The sequence below is a fragment of the Turicibacter sp. HGF1 genome, assembly GCF_000191865.1.
Lineage (GTDB): Bacteria > Bacillota_I > Bacilli_A > MOL361 > Turicibacteraceae > Turicibacter > Turicibacter sanguinis.
Genome location: NZ_AEXQ01000059.1, coordinates 53,123 through 75,761, shown reverse-complemented (window position 1 = coordinate 75,761; position 22,639 = coordinate 53,123). Strand labels below are relative to the sequence as shown.

Below are 22,639 nucleotides of genomic sequence, written 5' to 3'. Positions count from 1 at the left end.
CATCAGTTTTTTTGTGTTATAATGAGGCTATATGAAGAAATGAAGGTGATTTTTTTTGCTTTATCCGGTCAATTTAGAGTTGGATCAGTTTGAAATTGTGATTGTTGGAGGCGGTGAAGTAGCTTATCGAAAATGTAAGAACTTTCTTGAGTTTAATAAATCGGTTAAAGTCATAGCACCTCATTTTTTAGATAGTTTTTATGAGTTAGAGAATGTGGTGTTAGTGCAGGATAAGTATGATGAAAGATATATTGAAAGTAGTCAAATAGTGGTGGCAGCAACAGATAATCGGTTAGTTAATGAGGAGATTGCAAAGTATTGCCATCAACATAAAAAACTTGTGAATGTGGTAGATAATCGGATGCTTTCAAATTATATCGTTCCATCTTATGTAAAAAGAGGTGATTTACTGTTAAGTGTTTCAACGGGGGGAAAGAGCCCCGCTTTAGCGAAGAAGATTAGCCGTGAGTTAGCGGTGGAGTATGATGATTCTTATGAGGAATATGTCAATCTTTTAGGGAGTTTACGAGAAGCTATTATGAAGAGGTATGAGGATGTTGGTGTGAGGCGAAAGCTAATTAAAGAGTTGATTTCATTAGATTATGAGGCATTAAAAGAAGAAAGTAGAAAGTATTTATAAGATTAAATTTTATCAAAATTAGAGTAGTGTGTGAGCATTGTTTTGCTATATTCAGGTGCTAGAGATGAAGCTGCAGTTTAAAAATAAGTTTAAATTTTTTTAAAATTGTTCTTGATTTTTGAAATGAATTACCTTAAAATGTATTTAACAATTTGATTTGAATAAATCCTTTGACGAAGAAAGTAGCCATAAGTTAATTGCAAAGCGAGCTAGAGTAGGTGTGAGTCTAGCCAATGCTTATGTGTGAAACGCCCTTCTATGGAGATTATCACAAATATACCTCGTATAGAGTATGATAATCGGGTACTCCCCTTAATGAGCAGAGCGGATGCAAGTTTTTGTATCAATTAGAGTGGTAACGCGGTCAGTAGGTCGTCTCTTATGTTTATAAGAGATGACCTTTTTTTATAAACATAGCCACTATTAATTGATAAGATAAACTTGGATCAATAAGAGTGGTACCGCGGTTGAAAGATCGCCTCTTGATGAAAGAGGCGGTCTTTTTTAATTGTCAAAAAAAATCGATTCAAATCAATTTATACAAGGAGGAGAAAACGATGAAAAAAATGTTAATGATTTTAGGTTTAATGTTAGTGGGCGTGGTAGGATGTTCACAAAATGGTGTGAGTGTTGAAAGTATCGAAAAGAACGGAAGTTTATTAGTCGGGTTATCGGCAGATTATCCACCTTTTGAATCAGTAAAAATGATTGATGGAAAGGAGACGTTAGTTGGATTTGATGTCATGTTAGCAGAAGAAATTGCGAATGAGTTAGGTGTTAAAGTTGAGTTTAAGCAAATGGATTTTAGTGGTTTAGTAGGAGCTTTACAAGCGAGTCAGGTTGATATGGTTATTTCAGGGATGAGTCCTGATGAGGAGCGTCAAAAGCAAGTTGATTTCTCAGATCTTTATTATACAGGGGAAAATGCTGTGTTAATTAGAACTGAAAGTGTTGACTCAATTAAGTCGGAAGATGATTTAAAAGGGATTAAAATTGGGACACAATTAGGAAGTGTACAGTCACCAATTGCTTATGAGTTAACTGAGAATGTTAAAGAGTTAGCAACAACTCAAGCGATTGTATTAGAGTTAAGTAATGGGAATCTTGATGCGGTGATTGTTGGAAAAGAAATTGCGAATCGTTACGCTGAGCAGTTTGAAAATGTAGAAGTGGCTGATTTAAAAGTTTCATCTGAGGAGTATATGGCAGTTGCGATGCCAAAAGGTTCAACAGATTTAGTTGAGAAAGTGAATGAGGTTATCGCGAGTTTAAAAGCGAACGGTAAGTTAGATGAGATGTTAGAAGAGGCGATTACAATTTCAAATCAATAATGATTTTAGGGAGTGCAGGTGAGAAAAATGAGTTTTGAATTTTTAGTTGATTATTATCCGATGTTGTTAAAGGGAACGGGTGTGACGATTGCGTTAGCATTGATTACCGTATTCTTTGGAACGCTTATTGGAATTTTGGTTTCGTTGACAAAGTTTAATGCTAAAGGGATGCTCGGAAAAGTTTTAAGTAAGCTAGCCGATGCCTATGTGGCCTTTTTTAGGGGAACACCATTAATGATTCAATTGTTTATTTTATGGTTTGGGGTGCCACAGTTATTGCATACACGTTATCCATCGTTTGGATGGATTTCAGCTGAGTTTTTAGTTGGAGCCATTGCTTTAGCGATTAATTCAGGGGCTTATGTATCAGAGATTTTTAGAGCTGGAATTCAAGCGGTTGATAAAGGGCAATTTGAAGCGGGGCGTTCACTTGGTTTAAGTGAGAAACAAACGTTAAAGCATGTCATTTTACCACAGGCAGTGAAAAATATTTTACCGGCACTTGGAAATGAATTTGTTGTCATTATTAAGGAATCAGCAATTGTGTCAGTGATCGGACTACGCGATTTAATGTATAATTCAGATATGATTCAAGCGGCAACGTTTAATGCCTTTGGTGTTTATGTGGTCGCGGCGGTGATTTATTTTATTTTAACGGCGTCATGTTCAAAATTATTATCTGTTTTAGAAGGGAGATTACATCAAGATGCTTAAAGTTTGTGGGTTATCAAAATCTTTTCATGGTAAAAAAATCCTCAACTCTATTAATTTAGAGATTAAAGAGGGAGAAATTATTGCGATTATCGGACCTTCTGGATCAGGAAAATCGACGTTATTACGTTGCTTAAATTTATTGGAGGTTCCTGAGGAAGGAGAAGTGTTATTTGAGGGAACAAATTTATTAGATCCAAAGACTGATTTAAATCAAGTTCGTGAACAAATCGGGATGGTCTTTCAAAACTTTCATTTATTCCCGCATATGACGGTTGGAAAAAATATTACATTAGCGTTAAAGTTATTAAAGAAAATGGATGATAAGTCAGCGGATGAGATTGCACTTAATTTGTTAACACGTGTTGGACTTGCCGATAAGTTTGATGCGTATCCATCTAAGTTATCAGGTGGACAAAAGCAACGTGTGGCCATTGCGAGATCACTAGCTTTAAATCCGAAGTTAATGTTATTTGATGAACCTACCTCAGCACTTGATCCTGAGATGGTGAAAGAAGTATTAGATGTCATGAAAGAACTAGGAGAAGGTGGCATGACAATGGCGATTGTCACTCATGAGATGGGATTTGCCAGAAATGTAGCAACACGTGCCATCTTTATTGATGAAGGTCAAATTCTAGAAGATACGAAGCCGGAAGTATTATTTACGTCACCAACTCATCCCCGTACAAAAGAGTTTTTAGCGAAAGTTATGTATTAAGATGAAACCACCCGACTCAATCGGGTGGTTTTTTTCATGCATAAAAAAAGAGTTGAACATTCAACTCTTTTGCATAGAGGAGCTATTTTAGAAATTTAATGAACTGTTAAAAGCTTTGGCCTAGGTTAAGGGATAAAGGGTAACGAGGAAGGCACAGACTCTATTTTTGATGAAAGGGTGAGAAGGTTGTGTAAAAAGGATGAGTGTATAAAATAAGAGGGCGTAAGCGCGGCATAGTAAAAAGATATCTCCTTAAGGAAATGGTTATTTAGGGTTATGACTAAGGTGGAGGAGATATTCTTAGAAGTGATATAATAGCAGTAGTTTAGGAGGTTTAGAGATGGAGACACAACAGCTATTAAAAACGTTAACGTTATATTTTGATGGAAAGTGTGAGATTTTGCATGGTTCATCTGGCATGAATAATCTGACAAGGTTCATTCGCCAGGAGAGTGGAGAATATATGATGCGGGTGTATCAAAATCATGCGGATGTTTCGAGGATTTTGGTTGAACAGGCAGTGCTTGATCAGCTTCAAGTGTTGCCAGTTCCTCGAATTGTTTTGACGAAGGATGGTCAAACGATGGCTAAGGTGGGGGAGAAATTAGCGGTTGTGTTTGAGTTTAAGAAGGGTCAGAATTTAAAGTTAGAGCGTATTGATCAGTATGTTGCGTATGGAAAAATGGTGGGACAACTGAGTGTGAAGCTACGGGATGTATTTGTAGGTGAGGGAGAGTATTTGCCATATTATGAGCTTGAGAAATCGTATCCTATGGTGAAGGCAACCGGGTTGGTACAGGAGTTGTTAGAAGAAGTGAAGGGATTGATGGCGCAATTTAAGGCGTTACCTCATCAGTTGATTCATGGGGATATTAATTGTTCGAATATGCTAATGGATGATTTGGGGATGCCATGTGCCATTTTGGATTTTGAGTTTGTAACATGGGATTTAAGAGCGATGGAAGTAGCGATTTGTTTATCGGAGTTATTGCAAGAGGATGATTATTTTAATGGATTAAAGGCATTTTGTGAGGGGTATAAGTCAGTGGTTTCATTAACTGAAGCGGAGATTTTAATGATTCCATGGTTGATTAGGCTGAGAAGATTAGATGTGATGCTTCATTTTTTAGAGCGTCATGAGCGTGGGATTGAAACAGAGGCTATTGAGAGCGAGCTTTTTTTACAAAAACAGCTCTTATCCTTACAAAAGCAACATCAGTGGTTAGTTGATCATGGGGGCCTTTTAATGGAATATTTAAGATAGGAGTGCGCATAGTACTCCTATTTTTTTCATATAGTGAAGTGTGAGTTCATTTTAGCCTAACCTTTAGGAATGGCTATCTTTTTTTATCTATATAGGAGTCAATTTTGTCTATATAAAGTTAAATGTTTAGCGATTACAATAAAGGGGAAGGTAAAGTTTGGAAGGAGAGTTGAGATGGAAGAAAAAATTTTAGGGTATGAACAGTCGAATCTAGAAGCGTGGAATGGAATTTATACGGCGAAAGAAATTCATCAGCAGCCTGATGTGTGGTTAAAAGTCTTACACCAAATTTCAACTCATAAAGAGGTCATTCAAAGTTTCTTAGATCAGGTGTTAGAGCATGAGGATTTAGAGATTATTTTAACAGGAGCAGGAACATCAGCTTTTGCTGGTGAGGTCGTAGAGCCCTATTTACATCAGTTAACTAAAAAGTCTGTTCGTGCGATTGCAACAACAGATATTGTGGCAAATCCATTTGGCTATTTGTTGCCTGAAAAACCAACGTTATTAATTTCTTATGCTCGTTCTGGAAATAGTCCTGAGAGTGTAGCAACCGTTCAGTTAGCCAAACAATTAGTGCGCAACTTGTATCAAATTGTCATTACCTGTAATAAAGAGGGAAAATTAGCTCAGTTTGCAAGCGAGGATGAGGGCTCATTATTATTGTTAATGCCTGATGAGACAAATGATATGAGTTTTGCAATGACAAGTAGTTGCACGTCAATGATTTTAACGAATATTGCGATTTTTAATTTGAAGACATTACATAATTTACAAACTGATTTATTTAATGTGAGAGAAAATTTACTTGATTTATTTAATAATACGGACTTATTTAATGAGATTTTAACATATGACTATGATCGTTTAATTTTCTTAGGATCAGGACCACTTAAAGGTATTGCACGTGAGATGGCATTAAAGACACTTGAGTTAACAGCTGGAATTGTCAATGCAAATTACGATACACCACTAGGATTTAGACATGGACCTAAATCAGTCATTAATGATAAAACGTTGATAGTAGTGCTTAAAAATAATCAAACTTATCCAAAATACTATGATGAAGATTTAATCCGCGAGTTGTTATCAGAACGTAAGGAAAATAAAGTGTTGGTGTTATGTAATGATCACGTGGCTGATGATTCTGTTTATTTCGGACGTGCGATTAAAAATAATGTGATTTTAGGAATGCAGTATTTAGCATTTGGACAAATTTTGGCTCTTAAGAAGTCGTTAAGTTTAGGGATTACGCCTGATAATCCTTGTCCGACGGGAGAGGTTAATCGCGTGGTAAAAGGAGTTACGATTTATCAATTTAAGGAGGAAAAAGGATGTTAATAAATACGAAAGAAATGTTAATCGAGGCACAACGCCATGGTTATGCCATTCCAGCCTTTAATATCCATAATTTAGAGACCATCCAAACAGTTGTTGAAACAGCGAATCGTTTGCATTCACCGGTTATTTTAGCGGCAACTCCTGGAACAGTGAAATATGCAGGAGGCGAAAATTTAATCGCGATTACAGAAGCGATGGCGAAGCAAGTCAATGTGCCAATTACGTTTCATTTAGATCATCATGAGAATGTGGAGGATATTAAAGCGTTAATTGAACTTGGGTGTCGTTCAGTTATGATTGATGCCTCAAAGCATCCGTTTGAAGAAAATATTGAGATTGTACGTGATGTTGTTAATTTTGCTAAAAAATATGGAGCCACAGTTGAAGCAGAGCTTGGAAAGCTTGGAGGACGTGAAGATGATTTAGTGGTAGAGGACGCAGATGCGTTCTTAACTGATCCTAAAGAAGCACAGATTTTTGTTCGTGAAACAGGGATTGACTCGTTAGCAGTTGCGATTGGAACGGCTCATGGAATGTATAAAAGCACACCTAAACTAGATTTTGAACGATTAGCACAAATTCGTCAGGTCATTGATATTCCACTTGTGTTACATGGGGCATCAGGTGTTCCAACAGAGATGGTTCAAGAGGCGATTAATTTAGGAATTTGTAAAGTGAATGTCGCAACAGAGCTTAAAAATATTTTCAGTGAAAGTTTAAAGATTTATTTTAATGAGCATCCCGATGCGACGGACCCACGCTATTATTTCTTACCTGCCAAAGAAAAAATGGGGGAGTTAGTGGCGACAAAAATCGCCATGTGTGGTTCAAATTTAGAAGAGGTTACTAAAAATGTAGGTTAAATAGATTAAAAAGAGCATACAATGAGTTGTGCTCTTTTTTTTATGTCATTCTTTTAGTAAAGACTAAGGTAATAAAATGGAAAATTTGTGTAGGTTATGATAAAATAAAGAAAGCGCTACTAAAAGAGGGGAGTCGAATGAAAAAGTTAGAATGGGGAAGGCAATATTATATTGTCAGAGAGAAACTTGAACTTTTGTTTCGAAAGTTTAGTATTTATAAACGGTTGATAACAGTTATGTTATTAGTCTCAATTGCGCCGATTGTGATGATTGGCAGTATTTCAATCCATATCATTTATGGATCGATTCGTTCTAATTATGTGAATCATATTGAGAGTACGAATGAGATTTTAGCAGATAATTTATCCTTATTTATTCAAGATGTTGAAAGTTTTGGAACGCAACTTTTGTTTTCATCCACGATTCGCCAAGGGCTTCAAAAATCAGAGGGGATGACTCTTAATGAGCAAGTTCAATTTATACGTGAAGTCGAACAAATCATCTCACAAAATTATTCTTTGTTGACGTTAGCGGCGGATATTTCAATTTTGAATGTAAATAAGGATTTTTTATATGCTCAAGGTTATCGATATGTTAATACGGATTTCATGATTAACTGTATCGAAGAACTTGAAGAGAGTGGAAAATCATCTCTGAAGAAAAGTTTTTATAGTCGAGATGGACGATATATCGGTATTATTTTGAAGATAACCAATGGCAATCCGCATACACCGATGGGATATTTATTCATTGCGATTGATGAGATAAGGATGCAAAATATTTTAGAAAAAGGGATGATTAGTGGTGTAGGTGGTTTGATGTTGCTTGATTTAGAGGGGGATGTGGTAACCTCGATTGGGCAACCCACTCATTTTGATTTAGATGAGTTTTTGAAGCAATGCTATTTGAAGGGGGATTATAAGGGAACTAAGATGTTTACTTATAACCTCGTGAGTTACAAGTATGTCAGTTATAATGATTGGTATTTGATTTCAAGTACACCAAATACGTATATTTTAAGTGAAGTTTTAAAAGTGGTAAAGTCACTTTTAATTGGCATTATAGTTTTGATTGTCATCGTAACTTTGATTTCGTTTTTGCTGTGGCAAAGTATTATTAGACCGTTGAATCGATTGATTATGACGATGAAAAGTATAAATACGATCGAACTGACAGACCCTCAACGTGAGGATGGAAATGACGAGATGACGTATTTGTACAAAGAGTTTAATATTATGATTCAATTTATTAAAGATTTGATTTCAGATATGAATGAGACGAATGAAAGTCAAAGGCGACTTGAACTTAAAATGCTACAGGCTCAGATTAACCCACACTTTTTATTTAATACGTTAAATTCAATAAAGTGGATGGCAGAAATGTCGAATGTTAAGACCATTAGCAATACGATTGGGGCTTTAAGTCGATTATTGCAGGCAACGATTAGTGATACCAATGAATTGATTCCAATTAGTCAAGAACTTCAAAATGTAGAGGATTATATGACGATTCAAAGAAATCGTTATGGAGATACGTTTCATTTTACGGTGGATATTGAAGTAGATTGTTTAGATTATAAAATTACACGTTTTATCTTGCAACCCATCGTTGAAAATAGTTTATTGCATGGTTTGAATGAGGAAGAGGATTTAAAAATTACGATTAAGGTGCGAGATATGCTCAATTGGATTTATTTATATGTTGAAGATAATGGAGCAGGATTTGATGTAGAAAAGGTGTTAGAGAAGAAGTCGAAGGAGAAGTTAGACGGAAAATTATCTTCAATTGGAATGATTAATGTCATTGAACGAATTAATCTTTGTTATCAATCAGAGGGAGATATTAAGATTTTAAGTCGTTTAAATGAAGGCACGACAGTAGTTATTAAAATACCTAAGCAGTTATAATTGGGGGGGGCTAGTCATGTTAAATATTTTAATTGTTGATGATGAACAAATTGTAAGGATTTATTTACAAAGTGTAATAAATTGGCAAGAAGAAGGATGTAAGGTGGTTGGGGTTTGCAAAAATGGAGCAGAGGCACTTGCATTCTTAAAAAACAATCAGGTTGACGTTGTCTTAACAGACTTAAAAATGCCAAAAATGAACGGCATAGAATTAATGGCAGAAATGAAGGCAAGAAATATGGAAACTAAGGTGATTGTATTGAGCAATCATAGCGATTATGATTTGGTCCGTCAGGCGATGAAATTAGGGGCAATGGATTATTTTATTAAGATTAATTTACGAACAGAGGATTTAATTAACTTAATTAAACAGATTAAAGTTGAATTGAATGAGAAGCAGTTAAAAAAACGTAAATTAGAAGAAGATGAAAAAAATGAGGTTCATCATTTTAAAATAGGGAGAAAAAGTTTTTTAACAACCGTTTTAAAAGGGGACATTTATTATAGTGAGGATGAACTTGATCGGTATGTGAAGATGTATCATTTATTTGAACCGCAACTGAGTTTATATCGCTTAAGAGTGAAAGAAAATGACAAGATTGAAGATGATCAATTTCCGTATATTGATGCCATTATTAGGGAGCAATTTAGGGGATTTGATTTTGATGTGGTCCATATTAATCATGAGAAAGTACTTATTATTTTATATGAGCGAGAAGTGTTAGAAGATCTGATTATAACCGATCGTTGGATTAAGGTTGTGAGAAGTGTTCGTAATTATTTAAATACCGATTTACAAGCTTCAAAACGAGTCGTGATTGATTCGAGAGTTAAGTTGGCTGCTTGTACGAAGCTATTTCAAGATCAAGTAAGACCGGATCAACAGATTTCCCTTATTTCTGATGAGGAGTTGGCCCATTATCGACCTGAGGTCCAATTGGTCCTTGCGTATATTCATGAACATTATGTCGAACGAATTACACTTCAGGAACTAGCAGATTATGCGTGTTTGAATGAGGCCTATTTGAGTCGTATTTTTAAGATTGAAACACATAAAACGCTGAATAATTATTTGAATGAACTAAGAATTTCTAAGGCAAAGCAGTTACTAAAAAAACGTGACATAAAAGTGAAAGAAGTTGCGCAGTTAGTTGGAATTAAGGATCAACTTTATTTTAATCGTGTGTTTAAGAAGTTTTGTGGAGAAAATCCCACCGAGTATCAAGAACGGGTCAAAAAAGTCCATTTCTAAGTCAGTTTAAGTTATTTTAATTTTGGGGGATTAATCTTAGAATAATGATGTAAGCGATTTTAATCTATCTTAAATAAGGGGGATTTAGAAATGAAGAAAAAGCTATTGGGTGCATTATCTGCTAGTTTGATGATGTCATTATTGTTAGTCGGATGTTCAGGATCAAACGATGCAACGACGACAAAACCTGAGGGAGAAACATCAGAGCAAACACCAACACAAGAGGAAACAACATCAACAGATGAGAAGCAAGAAGTTTTAAAAGTCGCAGTATTTGAAGGGGGCTATGGTAAAGCGTTTTGGGAAGAAGTTGCCAAACGTTTTGAAGCCGATTATCCAGATGTAACCGTTGAGTTAACTGCAAGTCCAAAAATCGGAGATGTGATTCGTCCTCAATTAGCGGCTGGAAATGCTCCAGATTTCATTTATTTTGCCTCAACAAATGAATCAGGTGTTGCACAAGCGTTAATTAAAGACAAAAAGTTAGCAGATTTAAGTGACGTATTTTCACAACCAGCACCTGGGGAATCAACACCAATTAAAGATAAAATGTTACCAGGATTCTTAGATAATAAATTAACAGCCCCTTATGGAGATGGAACTGTTTATTTAGCTCCCCTTTATTACAATGTAACAGGCCTTTGGTATAACAGTGCATTATTTGCAGAAAAAGGATGGGAAGCTCCAAATACTTGGGATGAGTTCTTTGCTTTAGGAGATGCTGCTGCATCAGAAGGATTAAGCTTATTTACATACCAAGGGATGTATCCAGGATATAATGAATCCATTGTATGGCCAGCCATTGCGGGAGCAGCAGGCGCAGAAGCAGTTGAGAATATTTTCTCTTATGCTGATGGAGCATGGGAAGATGAAAATGTCGTAAAAGCTCTAGAAATTTTCCAACAAATTGCTGAAGGTGATTATTTATTAAAAGGGACGGTTGCCATGAATCATACCCAAGCACAAACCGAACATTTAAAAGGTAGTGCTCTATTCTTGCCAAATGGTAACTGGTATGAAGATGAAATGAAAGATGCCATTCAAGAAGGTTGGGAATGGGGATTCATGACATCTCCAGTGTTTAATGAAGGAGATACTCGCTATGTTGCGACCGGGATTGAAGAAATGTACATTCCATCTGATGCTGCTAATGTTGAATTAGCAAAAGAGTTCATGCGTTATTTATATAAAGATGAAATTGTTGCATTAAATGCCGAGTTGAATCATGCAGTTGTTCCAATTGAAGGTGCAGTGGAAATGGCTAAAGAATATGTTCCAGCATCTAACTATAGTAGTTTTAAAATTTTTGATGAATCAGATGTGTTGCCAATTATGGTTGGATTTGAAGTGGCGACTAATACTGAAATTAATATGAAAAATGAAGTGTTCCAACCGATTAGTTCAATTATGAATAAAGAGTTAACAGCATCTGATTGGGCTGCTAATCTAGAGGTTGCTTCAGATAAAGTACGCGAAAGCCAAGAATAATTCTAATGAAAAACCATTCTCAATAGTTGAGAGTGGTTTTTTTTAGGAAAGCTTATTTTTTAGTAGAGATTTTTCTAGCAACGTTTTTTTTTATTTTAAGGTTCATATTTGTCGAATGATATGATTAAAATGATAGTAGGAGGGGGGATGTTGCTTGAAGAGATGGATTGTGTTGTTGTGCTTTTTTGGTTTGATAGGTTGTCAGGAGCAGTTTAATTTGTTGCAAGTTGATGAGGTGGATAAGATTGAGGTGTTGTTGGCAAGTGATGAGGACGTGTCTCGTACAGAGGTGATCACAATCACAGCACCTGATGAGCTTAGAGGAATGATGAGGATTCTTCGCAGTGGAAAGTTAGGGAGACGGATAGCCGATCGAGATATGTATTTGGTGCAGTCTAGTTATTATGTGTTGTATAAAGATGATGAAGTGGTGCAAATGATTTCTTTTAACGGCAATGATTCGCGTCATGTTTGGCGTGGAGTGGAATGTTTTGAGGTGAAGTATAGTGGGATGACGCCTTATGAGTTTGTTGAGTCGTTAGATAATAAGTAAGATAACAGCGAATTATTTTTCGCTGTTTTTTCATCTTAAGAAAAAATTAAGAATTCACCTGACCTTTTTTTAAGATTTATTAGTTATAATGACATCATGAGTTTAAGGAAAGGTGGTGTTGAGTATGAGCTCAACTATTTTAAATAGTCTGAAGCGGGGACTTGGTTATCTCTTGATGACCGGATTGATTATTTCGGGTGGAAATTTTGTATATAGCCAGTATCCGAAGATGACAGAGCAAGTTAAAAAAATGCAAACGCCATATTTTGAAAGCTATCAATTTATTAGGCGATTGGCAAATAGTAGTTTGTATCTTGCATACGAATTTCAAGAGATATCGGGTGATGAAACAGGAACGAATGAGGGGAATTTTTATGATGAGTTATCATATTGGGAATATACGTTAGACCGCTATCCGGCTGAATTAGATTATTACGCTGTGAATACAGATGGATCACATGAGGAGGCACGTGAAGCTGATCTATTAAAGCAGTTAGTGACGACATCAGATGAGTTGTTATGGAATGAATTACAATCACGTTATCAGTTTGTGACAACCGTAACGTTTGATTCGGAAGGGAATGTATCAATTGGTGACGTTTACGGGGCGGATCGTTTTGATTTTGAACGTTTAATGCAGCAAGAGTTTGACTCATATTATGACCACCAATATGATATTAAGAATATGACGTTTGTCTTTGGAGTTCCACAGGATTTACCGATGAATGGACCGATTTATTACGAGTTAAATGATTTTGGGATGGAGAATTATGTGATGGTTAGCATTCCTTATTTAATCGTGATGGCGCTGGTGACGATTTTAGTTATTTTTGTTTTACCCTTTAGATGGATTAAAGAATCAGGATTAGTTAAGGGATTATTATTTGTACCACTTGAAGTTAGATTTTTATTTGTGATTGCAACTTGCTTTGCTATCATGGGGGCACCATTTTTAATCATTGCGACGCAAACTGGCGCATTAGCTGAGATAGTGCAGTGGAGTGTTAATACCGATTATGTAGCGGGAATTGTTCATTTAATGAATGTGTTCTGTTGGAGTGCTTTTATTGCTGTCATAGCCATTCATGCGCTTTATGTGAAAGAGTTCTTTATCATTGGTCCTTGGAAAATGTTACGCCGCCATACGATGATTGGCCAGCTGTTTGGTTTGTTCAAAAAGACATCAGACGTTGAAACTGTGATTGAGGAACGAGTCGTGTATCAGGAATCTCCTGCGTTTGCTTTGATGAAGGAAAGGGTGTCTTCTTTAAGTCATCGTCTTTCGAACTTACAACATCAGCTTCAAGAAGCGATGTCTTGTGAGACTGATGTGGCATTACTTGAAGAAATGAAGTCAGTTCAGGAAGAACTCCAGTTGCTACTTCATTTAAGTGAAAGTCAAAGTATGAAAACAGAAGTTAATTTTTCGAAGTTAATGGCAGATGTTTTAGCTAAGATGCCAGAATCATTTAATGAGTTTGAATTAAAAACTAAACTGCCGACGTCTTCAATGACGGTCTTAGCTCATCAAAATCAGTTATCTTCCGTGATGGAACAATTATTTACGACGATTGCCACTGATGCTTTAGCAAATTCTCGTGTTTATTTAGAAGTAGACGAGATGAATGAGTTCGTGCAGATGACGTTACGTTATGTGACGAGTCATGAAGCAAAGATTTCCTCAGAGTTAGTGACATGGATCCAGATGACGGTTGAAAATCAAGAGGGATGTTTTGAAATGGTGGATGATGGTGATTTAGTGAAGTTTATTTTAAGCGTACCAATGAAATAATTTGAGTTGTCTGGTCAGGGCCAGGCAACTTTTTTTATGGAATCATGTCGTCTTTGTGTCAATAGATTGGGGGGAGGTGAATATATATGTAATGTAAGGGGTTTAAAAAAGGAGGGTTAACAATGGATATTTTGTATGCATTAGGATTAATTTTAGGACTGAATGTGTATATTGGATTAGTGATTTATTTGTCCAAGCAAAAACAAGTATTTTGGGGACTTTTGTTACCCTTTTTGATGAGTGGAGTCAGTGTTTGGCGTGTGATAGAATATGTGCGATGTGGTTCATACTATTTAAATAGTGAAGTAGGAGTATCGATGATTTGTTCATTTATTTTAGCGGTATTTGGATGGGTTTTATTTACAGTTGTGAGATATGGTGAATCAAACGAATAAGGGATTTATTGTATAAAAATAGATTAATTTGGAATAATAAGAAGTGGAAGGAGTGGGATTGATGGAATATCAGCAACTCATTATGACACTTGTACAAGTATTAATATGGGGAGGATTAATCGGATTATCAATTTTTGGAGTTTTATATAAAAAAGGACAGGCAACAGATGAGGAAGAAGTTGAGCAATATCCAAAAAAACGACAAGTTTAAGATGAACTTGTCGTTTTTTATTTCATTTTAACGTTAAAATGAAATAAGCGCCCCTGTTAAGCGGGTGATGAGTGATTTATATTTAGTTTGTTTTGCTCCTAAATAAACACGATTTTGATAGTATTTTAAAATAGCTTGAATGAGAATTGCCACTAATTATGCCTATTTAAGGTTGTTATTTCTATCTATTTGTAATCTTTTATTTTCAAAATAGTAAACTATTCCATTTAGTGATGTGGTTTTATTACAGTAAACAGAATAGGGGAGGATAGGGATGCGATATTATGTGAAAGGGTGAGCCTTAACGGAAACAACCTTTTTTATTTTATTAGCTGTGTTTGAGCCGAATCACGGTTATGGAATGATGCAATTTATTGAAGAACGAACAGAGGGACGTTTAGTTTTGGGAGCGTAAACCTTGTACGGGGCGATTAAAACATTAGATAAAAAAGGATGGATTCAAGAAGCTTTAGATGACGGTGAATCCTTACGAAAGAAGGTATACATCATCACTGAACTTGAACGAAAAATTGCAGTGCAAGAATTGAATCGTCTAGAATCACTTTACCACACAGCGAAAAAAATCATGAAGGGTAGAGAGTAGAATAAGTAAAAAAGTATATAAAATCTTGTTGAATCCGTTTGAACCACAAGAAGATTGGTTGAATAAAATGGCAGAAGAAGGATGGAAATTAGTTAAGACGAGTCGTTGGGGTTATAAATTTGAAGCCTGTCAACGAGGAGCTGTCTGTTAGGAGGTAGACTTTGTAGCAGATAAGTCGTTCGCTGAGTTAAAAGAGTATGAAGCATTTTTAGAGGGACTAGGCATGAGGGTTTTCACTAAAAACTTGAATCTTGGCAAGTACTCGATTGGGGAAGTTCGTTTGCGTGAAAAAACATCAGGATGAAAAAGCATTTAAGTTACAGACAGATTATGAAGATTTTATTCTATATGTCAAAACAATTTGTAATGCATACATTGTAGCGGGGGGGGTTATTAACGATCACGCTGATGATGAATCTTGGCAATCACTTACTGCTTAACTTCGTGTCAGTTGGATTTATCCTATATTTATTAAAATTGGTTCGGTTGTTTAAGCGTGAACGTAGAGTTTATAAAAAACAATTAAAAATTTAAGAATCGTAAAAGTGACTTCACCATGAAATCACTTTTTTTAGTGGGGACAAATTTGTCCATATGAACGTCAATATAATAAATTTTAATCGCTTACATTGCTTGTTAAAATAGGGGTGTATTATAAATCAAGATTAAGAAGGGATGGGAGTGTCTTGGAGGCTTTAAAAAAATCAAAAGCAATGAAAGTTGGGGGGACACAAAAAGAAAAAGGGATGAGCCGTAAAGGGAAAGATCGGTTGTTTATTGCGGTTTGTGTTTTACCTGCTGTGTTGTTATTTAGTTTATTTATTTTATATCCGATGGCAAAAGGATTTATGATGTCTTTTTATCGATATAGTGGACTCGGGGGGGAAGCAACGTTTATTGGGCTAAAAAATTTTCAAACGTTATTTGCGGATCCAATCTTTCTCACTGCTATGAAAAACATGGTGTTTGTACTGGTATTCTTCCCATTAATGACAATGGTGCTCGCCATGTTATTTGCAGTAATGTTAACTCAGGGAAGACTTCATCAGTTTGAGCAGAAGTTTTTTAAAATGATTATTTTCTTTCCTAATATTTTATCAATGGTTGTGATTGGGGTGTTATTCCTTTATTTATACGACTATAATTTAGGATTACTTAATGGATTTTTAGATGTGGTGGGATTTGAGGTCTTAAAGCAGACGTGGCTTGGACAAAAGAGCACCGTACTGTGGTGCTTAGTTGCGACGATGGTTTGGCAAGCCACGGGTTATTACATGGTGATGTATATTGCAGGGATTAATCAAATTCCAGTCGATTTATATGAAGCGGCTGATATTGATGGTGCTAGCAAACGCGTCCAATTTTTCAAAATCACGCTTCCTTTACTTTGGCAAATCTTACGTGTCACCTTAGTGTTCTTTATTACAGGAGCATTTAACTTAACGTTCACATTTGTGACGGTAATGACAAGTGGTGGACCGAATAATGCCTCACAAGTTCCACTGACTTACATGTATTCACAGGCGTTCTCGAATGCGAATTACGGTTATGCGATGGCGATTGCAGTGGTGGTGTTTATTTTAGCGATTACGTTGTCATTCATGATTCAAAAATTAACAGATAAAGATGCGATTGAATTTTAAGGGGAGGTGTAACGATGAAAAAGTTTTTATCGGGAACAGTACTTCGATTGATTTTATGGTTGGTGTCAATTTTAATTATTATTCCACTCGGATGGACTATTGTTCAATCGTTTAAAACGACACAGGAATTTTTCGGGGATGTTTGGGCGCTTCCAGCGTCACTTCATATTGAAAATTATGCGAATGCTTGGTCAACCGCCAACATGGGGTCGTATTTTTTTAACTCCATTTTGGTGAGTGTCATGGGGGTTTTATTCTCACTTTGCTTAGCCGTACCGGCTGCTTACTGTTTGTCACGCTATCGATTCTTTGCTTCAAAATTCATAATGTTTGTATTTAGCGCTGGTTTATTTATTCAAGCAACGTATGTGTTAGTTCCATTATTCTCATTATTAAAAGATTTAAATTTACTTGATAACTTAGTCGTTTTAGCCCTTATTTATGCGACTTCAAGTTTACCATTTACGATTTTCTTGTTATCAAGCTTTATTCGAGGTGTGTCAAGAAGTTATGAAGAAGCAGCAGTGATGGATGGGGCCAATCGTTTCCAAATCATGACGAAAGTGATTATGCCACTCATTCAACCAGGAATTGTCACAATTGTTATTTTTAACTTTATGGCTTATTGGAACGAGTTCCCGATGGCATTTACGTTTATTTTAGATGACGCCAAAAAGACGTTACCAATTGGGCTTCAAAATTTAATGGAAGTTCAACGATTCTCAACAGACTGGGGAGCTTTATTTGCGGGGATGGTCATTGTATTAATTCCAATTGTGATTATCTATGCGATTTTAAATGAAAAATTAACTGAAGGTGTTAATGTCGGTGGAATTAAAGGATAAGAAAGGGGAATTTAAATGTCAGGATTTACATTACCAATTGATAACGTAGAGTATGAAAGATTAAGAGAGGTGATGACGCGTTGGCATGCCGATGCGATTCGAGATTCAGATGGAACAAAACTAGATGATCGTATTTTAGAACTTGGTTTAAAAGTGTATAAAACGTACTTAACAACACGGAATGATCAGCAGTGGGCAAAAGATCACAAAGAAGAATTACAACAACTTTATATGATGAGTGAACCAACGATTGCTTTTCATAAGTATTTAATCATTGATCTGATGAAAGGAATTTTTAAAGAGCAATTTAAAGTCAATCCCAAAGATTATCATCGTTATTGGCAAGTCATTGACCGAACAACAGGTGAGGAAGTCGGTCATGAGAAGTGGTTTTATGATGATGAAAAAGAAGTTGTTGTATTAGTTGATGCTATTCTTTATCATGAGTACACGGTTAACTTCTTAATGTATCAAATTTGGGATCCAACTCAAATGTACAATCATTTAACGAATGATTGGGGGGATCGTGAGCATGAAATGCCATATGATATGAGACATCCTCTGACGAATTCCCATATTAAAGGCTATTTAAATGAATGGTTAAGCGAGCATCCTGAAGTAGATGTGGTTCGGTTTACAACGTTTTTCTATCATTTTACACTCATTTATAATGAAATGAAAAAAGAAAAGTTTGTGGATTGGTTCGGTTATAGTTCAACACTTAGCCACGAAGCCATTCAAGCATTTGAAAAAGCTAAAGGATATCCCTTAAAAGCTGAATATGTCGTAGATGAAGGATATTTTAATAATCCATTCCGAATTCCAACTAAAGAGTTTTTAGACTTTTTAGATTTTCAATCGGAGTTTGTGTGTCGTGAGGCGAAGGTCCTCGTGGATATGACGCATGATCATAAAAAAGAAGCCATGATGTTTTTAGGTGATAACTGGATTGGAACAGAGCCTTATGGAAAATATTTTGAAGCGATAGGCATTGATTCAGTGGTTGGATCAGTTGGAAATGGAACCACACTTCGTATGATTTCTGATATTCCAGGCGTCAAGTATACAGAAGGACGTTTCTTACCTTATTTCTTCCCTGATGTATTTTGTGAAGAGGGGGATCCTGTTACTGAAGCGAAGGAAAACTGGATCCAAGGACGACGTGCCATTATGCAAAGCCCTCTTGATCGGATTGGATATGGTGGGTATCTGTCACTGGCTTTACAGTTTCCTGAGTTTGTTGACGTGGTGGAGCGAATTTCAAATGAGTTTCATACGTTTCATGAAATGGTGCAAGGTACGAAAGGATATAAGGCTCCCTTTAAAGTGGCGATTTTAAATTGCTTTGGTAAACTTCGTTCTTGGCAAACAAATCAAGTCGCGCATGCGCTTTGGTATAAAGAGATTTATTCGTATGTTGGAGTACTTGAGGCATTGTCGGGGATGACGTTTGACGTGGAGTTTATTAATTTTGAGGATATTAAGCAGAATGGAATTTCTGAGGAGATCGGGATTATGATTAACTCTGGAGATGCGATGACGGCTTGGAGTGGTGGTGAAAATTGGTTAGATGAAACAGTGATTACAACGATTCGTGAGTGGGTTTATAATGGGGGTGGATTTATCGGAATTGGAGAACCAACAGCTATTCAACATCAAGGGAAGTACTTCCAATTGTTCGATGTACTCGGAGTTGATAAAGATATTACGTATGGACTTAGCTATCGTAAGTATCATGAGTTAACAAAGGAACATTTCATTCTTGAGGATATAAAGACGGAGATTGATTTTGGTCGTGGGATGAGGGGCGTATTTAAAAAAGGTGAACATACGACGATTTTAGCGATGGATCAAAATGATATTTTATTATCAGTCAATGAGTATGGACGCGGACGTGGCGTTTACATCGCAGGGTTACCTTATAGCGCTCAAAATGCAAGACTTTTACAACGTGCGATTTATTATGCGGCTCATCAAGAATCAGAGCTAATGACTTATTATGTGGATAGCTGTGAAGTGGAGTGTACTTACTTCCCTGAAGTGAAAAAGCTAGCGGTATACAATAATAGCTTTGAGGTTCAAGAGGCACAAATTTATGTGCGTGGAGAAGTGAAGCATCGTATTACATTAAATGAAATGGATTTAATTTGGTTAGACGTTGAATAGTAAAAAGCGATATCTAAAAGGATATCGCTTTTAAATGAATAGAGTAAAAGGAAAAACCTTTATGGCCATTTTTTAAGGGGGATCAAAAACTTTAGCATCATCAATTACTGTTAAGGGATTAATAAAGCTTTAGAGATCGTACGTCCTAATTAATCTAGTCGAAATGAACCCCTCTAATGAAAAGAGTCTTGTTTTTTAGATAATACCCTAAATACTAGATAGTGTTAATTGATTAGAGTATATGATCTTTTATGAATTTAATTTTTTTGATATTAATTTTAAAAAGTGACTCATTACATCCCAAGATACTTAAGGTAGTCATTAATTGTCATCAGAGGCATATCTAGTTTTAACTTCGTCTCTTTCGTTATAGCTCTTTGTGTTGCCATTTCAAATCCTGCTAGTTCTACAGCAGCTAAGTATTCATCAACGATTGGCTTAATGTTGATATCTTTACTTTTTAACAGTTTGCCACAGTTCCTGTAAATTTCTAAAACAGGATGACAGGGAGAAAAAACAGCTTTCATTGTTTCAAAATTATTGTTTCCAGGGAAACCAGAATTTGAGATGACAACGAATTGTTGTGTTTTTTGTACGGTATCGACAAGGTCAAAATTTTCATTTTGCTGAACGATTAATGGACTTTTCAATGGGATAAGACGATCGACAAAGTTTTTTAGTACAGCTGTCATATTCCAAGTATAAATTGGAGTTGCAAAGCAGACAACATCAGCAGCCTTATATTTTTGAAGTAATGCTTCCATATCATCTTGCAGTATACATTTTCCTGGAGTTTTAAACCAACAGGTAAAGCAACCTTTACAGTGACCGATTTTTTTGTCAATGAGGAATATATTTTCAGTATCTGCACCGCCTCGTTTAGCACCACGTAAAAAAGCTTCTGCTATTACATTCGTGTGACTATTAGCTCCTGCAGGACTACCATTAAAGATAATAAATTTCATAGGGAAATCATCTCCTTCTCTTAGTTGATGACTTTATTATAAAGACGACAATAGATATGTTCAATCGACGCTCCGTAGAGTTAAAGATAGAAATGGTCATTCCTTCTTATAAAATATCCTCAATTTCGGTCAATGCAATAAATAAAAAAAGGCCTAGGGCCCTTTTTATTCAATTGTTAAAAGATAGCTTTTCCAGTTTTCATAGGTTAAATCAGTTGCTTGGTTAATTAAATATTCTCCTTTTCCTGCATAGCTGTAAATTTGGTAACACATGCGGCTTTCACCTGGCAATAATTTAGTGTTTTCAGAACATGGAAGTACTTTTTCATTGTTGTATTCAACGTGATAGTTTGCTAAATAATCGTTGTTCTCAACCCCCATGATGTAAGGAGTCGTTGAAAGTGGTTTAAGTTCTTGATCATCTTTAAAGACAGTCATTAGAGTTAGAGGATGTTGCCCATATAGCCCAACTTCAAGTGTCTCATTGGTTGTATTTGTTTCCGTAAACCATAGTACTAACCCTTTTTTTGAACTTCCAAGTTCATCATCGACAATTTCAGCTTTGTCAAATGAGACCACTCCAAGAATTTGGTCGTCATTTTGAATGGTGATTTGATCACCGATAGTTAAGTGAGGGAGTGTTTCGTAGTCATGACGTGATAATCCATTTTCAAGATAGAGTTGTGCTTCATTTACGATATAATCACTACTATCTATCAGTGTATTAACGGATGGTTCTTCTTCCTCTTCAATCGCAATATTTTCTTCGGCTGTTTCAATTTTTGTTGGGGATTCTTCTATGATTTCCGGCTGTGGTTGTGCATCTTCCATGACATTTTGTTTTTGATGACAGGCAGTTAAGAATAGTAAACTTAAGAGTAGTATTTTTTTCATGTTGGTAATCCCTTTCAATTCTATGATATGAAATTATAGCATATTGATAGATGATTAAGGTTAAATTTACAATATTAATAATAAAATTCCATAACTTTGTTATAATTTGGCGAAAAAAAATAAGGTCACCGTTAGGGTGGCCTTATTTTACTTCAATCAAAAAGCTTTGATAGTTACTATAAGTGTTATCTAGCGCTTGATTGATGAGATATTCTCCCTTCCCAGCATAGCTATAATGGTTATAGCACAGGCGACTTTTTCCTGGCTCTAGCGTATTAGGGGTAGAACAAGCTTCTACCTTTGCTTGTTGTTGAGTGAACTCGACATGCTGTGTTTGAAGATAATCTTCATCTGCAAATTTTAGGTTTAGTTCATCTGCAGGCATCAGTTTAAGTTCATCTTCTCCATAGAAAACACTTGTATTGACAACTGGATCTAACACGCGTCCTGCTAATCCAACGTGAATTTCCTGATCACTAATATTAGTTTCTTTGTAGTAAAAGGCAATGCCTTTACGTCCACTTTTTTGATGGTCATCAATAATTTCATAATGATCAAATTGAACGGTTGCATAATCTGTTTCACCATTATTAAGGGTGATGACATCATTAGAATTTAGATAGGGTAGTGTTTCATAATAGGCACGTCCCACTCCGTTTTCTAAATAAAGTGAAGGGGTATTTTGATTAGGAGATTCAAGGGAGGGTTGGATGGAATGTGTTGAAGGATTGTCCTCATTATTTGATGGTTTTTCTTCATCTGATAAAAGAGGAGAGTCGAATTCTTCTTCTTTGTTTGGAAGAGTCATTTGACTAGGATTTTGTAGGGAAACTGAGGTAGATTGGGGTTCCTCAGTTGGGAATTCAATCTGCGTGAGTTTCAGTGGCATGCCTGGGGTGTTGAGTAAGACAAGTTCGGGTACAGGGGTAGAACAAGCACTGAGTAGGGATAGCTCACAGATTAAAAATAGAATGCCTAGAGGTTTCATAATTGCCCCCTTTCATAACGAATTTAATTATAGCGGTTAAAAGGGCACCTGACAATTGGAAGTAT

23 protein-coding genes and 1 other annotated feature are annotated in these 22,639 nt (G+C 35.9%); of the genes, 20 read left to right on the top strand and 3 right to left on the bottom strand.

Annotated features, from left to right (window positions below; all coding sequences use genetic code 11):
• Window positions 1-55: 55 nt before the first annotated feature.
• The 20 genes from HMPREF9402_RS05570 to gnpA all read left to right on the top strand — a co-directional run bounded on the left by HMPREF9402_RS05570 (window position 56) and on the right by gnpA (window position 19,727).
• Entirely contained in the window at window positions 56-640 is a 585-nt protein-coding gene (locus tag HMPREF9402_RS05570) for a precorrin-2 dehydrogenase/sirohydrochlorin ferrochelatase family protein (protein ID WP_006783549.1), read from the top strand.
• A gap of 161 nt (window positions 641-801) precedes the next feature.
• Window positions 802-1,023, top strand: a binding site (T-box leader).
• Window positions 1,024-1,197: 174 nt separating this feature from the next.
• Window positions 1,198-1,971 carry a transporter substrate-binding domain-containing protein gene (locus HMPREF9402_RS05565; RefSeq protein WP_006783550.1) on the top strand — a complete coding sequence of 258 codons (774 nt, stop codon included), beginning with the start codon at window positions 1,198-1,200 and terminating at the stop codon, window positions 1,969-1,971.
• Window positions 1,972-1,998: 27 nt separating this feature from the next.
• Entirely contained in the window at window positions 1,999-2,685 is a 687-nt protein-coding gene (locus HMPREF9402_RS05560; RefSeq protein ID WP_006783551.1) for an amino acid ABC transporter permease, read from the top strand.
• The gene (locus HMPREF9402_RS05555; RefSeq protein ID WP_006783552.1) at window positions 2,678-3,403 is read left to right on the top strand and encodes an amino acid ABC transporter ATP-binding protein; all 726 of its coding nucleotides are present in this window, start codon (window positions 2,678-2,680) and stop codon (window positions 3,401-3,403) included. Before HMPREF9402_RS05560 ends, HMPREF9402_RS05555 begins: the two co-directional genes overlap by 8 nt.
• Window positions 3,404-3,743: 340 nt before the next feature.
• Window positions 3,744-4,667 (top strand): phosphotransferase enzyme family protein, encoded by a 924-nt coding sequence (locus HMPREF9402_RS05550; protein ID WP_009606772.1) that lies wholly within the window; start codon window positions 3,744-3,746, stop codon window positions 4,665-4,667.
• Window positions 4,668-4,841: 174 nt separating this feature from the next.
• Window positions 4,842-6,008, top strand: coding sequence for an SIS domain-containing protein (locus HMPREF9402_RS05545; RefSeq protein ID WP_009606796.1), 1,167 nt, complete (start codon window positions 4,842-4,844; stop codon window positions 6,006-6,008).
• Window positions 6,002-6,871, top strand: a complete 870-nt coding sequence (locus HMPREF9402_RS05540; protein ID WP_009606776.1) for a tagatose bisphosphate family class II aldolase — start codon at window positions 6,002-6,004, stop codon at window positions 6,869-6,871. The genes HMPREF9402_RS05545 and HMPREF9402_RS05540 overlap by 7 nt, the downstream gene beginning before the upstream one ends.
• 137 nt (window positions 6,872-7,008) lie before the next feature.
• Window positions 7,009-8,778 carry a sensor histidine kinase gene (locus HMPREF9402_RS05535; RefSeq protein WP_006783556.1) on the top strand — a complete coding sequence of 590 codons (1,770 nt, stop codon included), beginning with the start codon at window positions 7,009-7,011 and terminating at the stop codon, window positions 8,776-8,778.
• A gap of 16 nt (window positions 8,779-8,794) precedes the next feature.
• Window positions 8,795-10,030, top strand: a complete 1,236-nt coding sequence (locus HMPREF9402_RS05530; protein ID WP_006783557.1) for a response regulator transcription factor — start codon at window positions 8,795-8,797, stop codon at window positions 10,028-10,030.
• A gap of 90 nt (window positions 10,031-10,120) precedes the next feature.
• Entirely contained in the window at window positions 10,121-11,518 is a 1,398-nt protein-coding gene (locus HMPREF9402_RS05525) for a carbohydrate ABC transporter substrate-binding protein (protein WP_009606743.1), read from the top strand.
• A gap of 154 nt (window positions 11,519-11,672) precedes the next feature.
• Window positions 11,673-12,071: a hypothetical protein gene (locus tag HMPREF9402_RS05520; protein ID WP_229040216.1), complete on the top strand. Its 399-nt coding sequence runs from the start codon at window positions 11,673-11,675 to the stop codon at window positions 12,069-12,071.
• Window positions 12,072-12,195: 124 nt separating this feature from the next.
• Window positions 12,196-13,863, top strand: coding sequence for a hypothetical protein (locus tag HMPREF9402_RS05515; RefSeq protein ID WP_009606740.1), 1,668 nt, complete (start codon window positions 12,196-12,198; stop codon window positions 13,861-13,863).
• A 122-nt stretch (window positions 13,864-13,985) separates the two neighbouring features.
• Window positions 13,986-14,258: a hypothetical protein gene (locus HMPREF9402_RS05510; protein ID WP_009606756.1), complete on the top strand. Its 273-nt coding sequence runs from the start codon at window positions 13,986-13,988 to the stop codon at window positions 14,256-14,258.
• 61 nt (window positions 14,259-14,319) lie between these two features.
• A complete protein-coding gene (locus HMPREF9402_RS14520) occupies window positions 14,320-14,469 on the top strand; it encodes a hypothetical protein (RefSeq protein ID WP_009606742.1) in 150 nt (49 codons plus the stop codon).
• A 418-nt stretch (window positions 14,470-14,887) separates the two neighbouring features.
• Window positions 14,888-15,073, top strand: coding sequence for a hypothetical protein (locus HMPREF9402_RS05505; RefSeq protein ID WP_006783563.1), 186 nt, complete (start codon window positions 14,888-14,890; stop codon window positions 15,071-15,073).
• Between the two features lie 25 nt (window positions 15,074-15,098).
• A complete protein-coding gene (locus HMPREF9402_RS14130) occupies window positions 15,099-15,224 on the top strand; it encodes a DUF2812 domain-containing protein (protein ID WP_129821420.1) in 126 nt (41 codons plus the stop codon).
• 133 nt (window positions 15,225-15,357) lie between these two features.
• Window positions 15,358-15,513: a hypothetical protein gene (locus HMPREF9402_RS14515; RefSeq protein ID WP_009606786.1), complete on the top strand. Its 156-nt coding sequence runs from the start codon at window positions 15,358-15,360 to the stop codon at window positions 15,511-15,513.
• 246 nt (window positions 15,514-15,759) lie between these two features.
• Window positions 15,760-16,716, top strand: coding sequence for a carbohydrate ABC transporter permease (locus HMPREF9402_RS05500; RefSeq protein WP_009606771.1), 957 nt, complete (start codon window positions 15,760-15,762; stop codon window positions 16,714-16,716).
• Between the two features lie 14 nt (window positions 16,717-16,730).
• Complete coding sequence (locus tag HMPREF9402_RS05495; protein ID WP_009606802.1) at window positions 16,731-17,561, top strand: carbohydrate ABC transporter permease; 831 nt, start codon at window positions 16,731-16,733, stop codon at window positions 17,559-17,561.
• Window positions 17,562-17,576: 15 nt separating this feature from the next.
• Complete coding sequence (gnpA, locus tag HMPREF9402_RS05490) at window positions 17,577-19,727, top strand: 1,3-beta-galactosyl-N-acetylhexosamine phosphorylase (RefSeq protein WP_009606760.1); 2,151 nt, start codon at window positions 17,577-17,579, stop codon at window positions 19,725-19,727.
• 293 nt (window positions 19,728-20,020) lie between these two features.
• Here the strand turns inward: gnpA and HMPREF9402_RS05485 are convergent, their stop codons facing one another.
• The 3 genes from HMPREF9402_RS05485 to HMPREF9402_RS05475 all read right to left on the bottom strand — a co-directional run bounded on the left by HMPREF9402_RS05485 (window position 20,021) and on the right by HMPREF9402_RS05475 (window position 22,574).
• Window positions 20,021-20,692: a flavodoxin family protein gene (locus HMPREF9402_RS05485; protein ID WP_009606791.1), complete on the bottom strand. Its 672-nt coding sequence runs from the start codon at window positions 20,690-20,692 to the stop codon at window positions 20,021-20,023.
• A 165-nt stretch (window positions 20,693-20,857) separates the two neighbouring features.
• A complete protein-coding gene (locus HMPREF9402_RS05480) occupies window positions 20,858-21,586 on the bottom strand; it encodes a hypothetical protein (RefSeq protein ID WP_009606773.1) in 729 nt (242 codons plus the stop codon).
• A 142-nt stretch (window positions 21,587-21,728) separates the two neighbouring features.
• The gene (locus HMPREF9402_RS05475; protein WP_006783571.1) at window positions 21,729-22,574 is read right to left on the bottom strand and encodes a hypothetical protein; all 846 of its coding nucleotides are present in this window, start codon (window positions 22,572-22,574) and stop codon (window positions 21,729-21,731) included.
• Between the last annotated feature and the right edge of the window lie 65 nt (window positions 22,575-22,639).

Excerpts from the sequence above, each read along its gene's own strand:
- HMPREF9402_RS05565 (WP_006783550.1), top strand. The coding sequence starts at position 1,198 with ATGAAAAAAATGTTAATGATTTTAGGTTTAATGTTAGTGGGCGTGGTA.
- HMPREF9402_RS05560 (WP_006783551.1), top strand. The coding sequence starts at position 1,999 with ATGAGTTTTGAATTTTTAGTTGATTATTATCCGATGTTGTTAAAGGGA.
- HMPREF9402_RS05555 (WP_006783552.1), top strand. The coding sequence starts at position 2,678 with ATGCTTAAAGTTTGTGGGTTATCAAAATCTTTTCATGGTAAAAAAATC.
- HMPREF9402_RS05550 (WP_009606772.1), top strand. The coding sequence starts at position 3,744 with ATGGAGACACAACAGCTATTAAAAACGTTAACGTTATATTTTGATGGA.
- HMPREF9402_RS05545 (WP_009606796.1), top strand. The coding sequence starts at position 4,842 with ATGGAAGAAAAAATTTTAGGGTATGAACAGTCGAATCTAGAAGCGTGG.
- HMPREF9402_RS05540 (WP_009606776.1), top strand. The coding sequence starts at position 6,002 with ATGTTAATAAATACGAAAGAAATGTTAATCGAGGCACAACGCCATGGT.
- HMPREF9402_RS05535 (WP_006783556.1), top strand. The coding sequence starts at position 7,009 with ATGAAAAAGTTAGAATGGGGAAGGCAATATTATATTGTCAGAGAGAAA.
- HMPREF9402_RS05530 (WP_006783557.1), top strand. The coding sequence starts at position 8,795 with ATGTTAAATATTTTAATTGTTGATGATGAACAAATTGTAAGGATTTAT.
- HMPREF9402_RS05525 (WP_009606743.1), top strand. The coding sequence starts at position 10,121 with ATGAAGAAAAAGCTATTGGGTGCATTATCTGCTAGTTTGATGATGTCA.
- HMPREF9402_RS05515 (WP_009606740.1), top strand. The coding sequence starts at position 12,196 with ATGAGCTCAACTATTTTAAATAGTCTGAAGCGGGGACTTGGTTATCTC.
- HMPREF9402_RS05510 (WP_009606756.1), top strand. The coding sequence starts at position 13,986 with ATGGATATTTTGTATGCATTAGGATTAATTTTAGGACTGAATGTGTAT.
- HMPREF9402_RS14520 (WP_009606742.1), top strand. The coding sequence starts at position 14,320 with ATGGAATATCAGCAACTCATTATGACACTTGTACAAGTATTAATATGG.
- HMPREF9402_RS05495 (WP_009606802.1), top strand. The coding sequence starts at position 16,731 with ATGAAAAAGTTTTTATCGGGAACAGTACTTCGATTGATTTTATGGTTG.
- gnpA (WP_009606760.1), top strand. The coding sequence starts at position 17,577 with ATGTCAGGATTTACATTACCAATTGATAACGTAGAGTATGAAAGATTA.
- HMPREF9402_RS05485 (WP_009606791.1), bottom strand. The coding sequence starts at position 20,692 with ATGAAATTTATTATCTTTAATGGTAGTCCTGCAGGAGCTAATAGTCAC.
- HMPREF9402_RS05480 (WP_009606773.1), bottom strand. The coding sequence starts at position 21,586 with ATGAAAAAAATACTACTCTTAAGTTTACTATTCTTAACTGCCTGTCAT.
- HMPREF9402_RS05475 (WP_006783571.1), bottom strand. The coding sequence starts at position 22,574 with ATGAAACCTCTAGGCATTCTATTTTTAATCTGTGAGCTATCCCTACTC.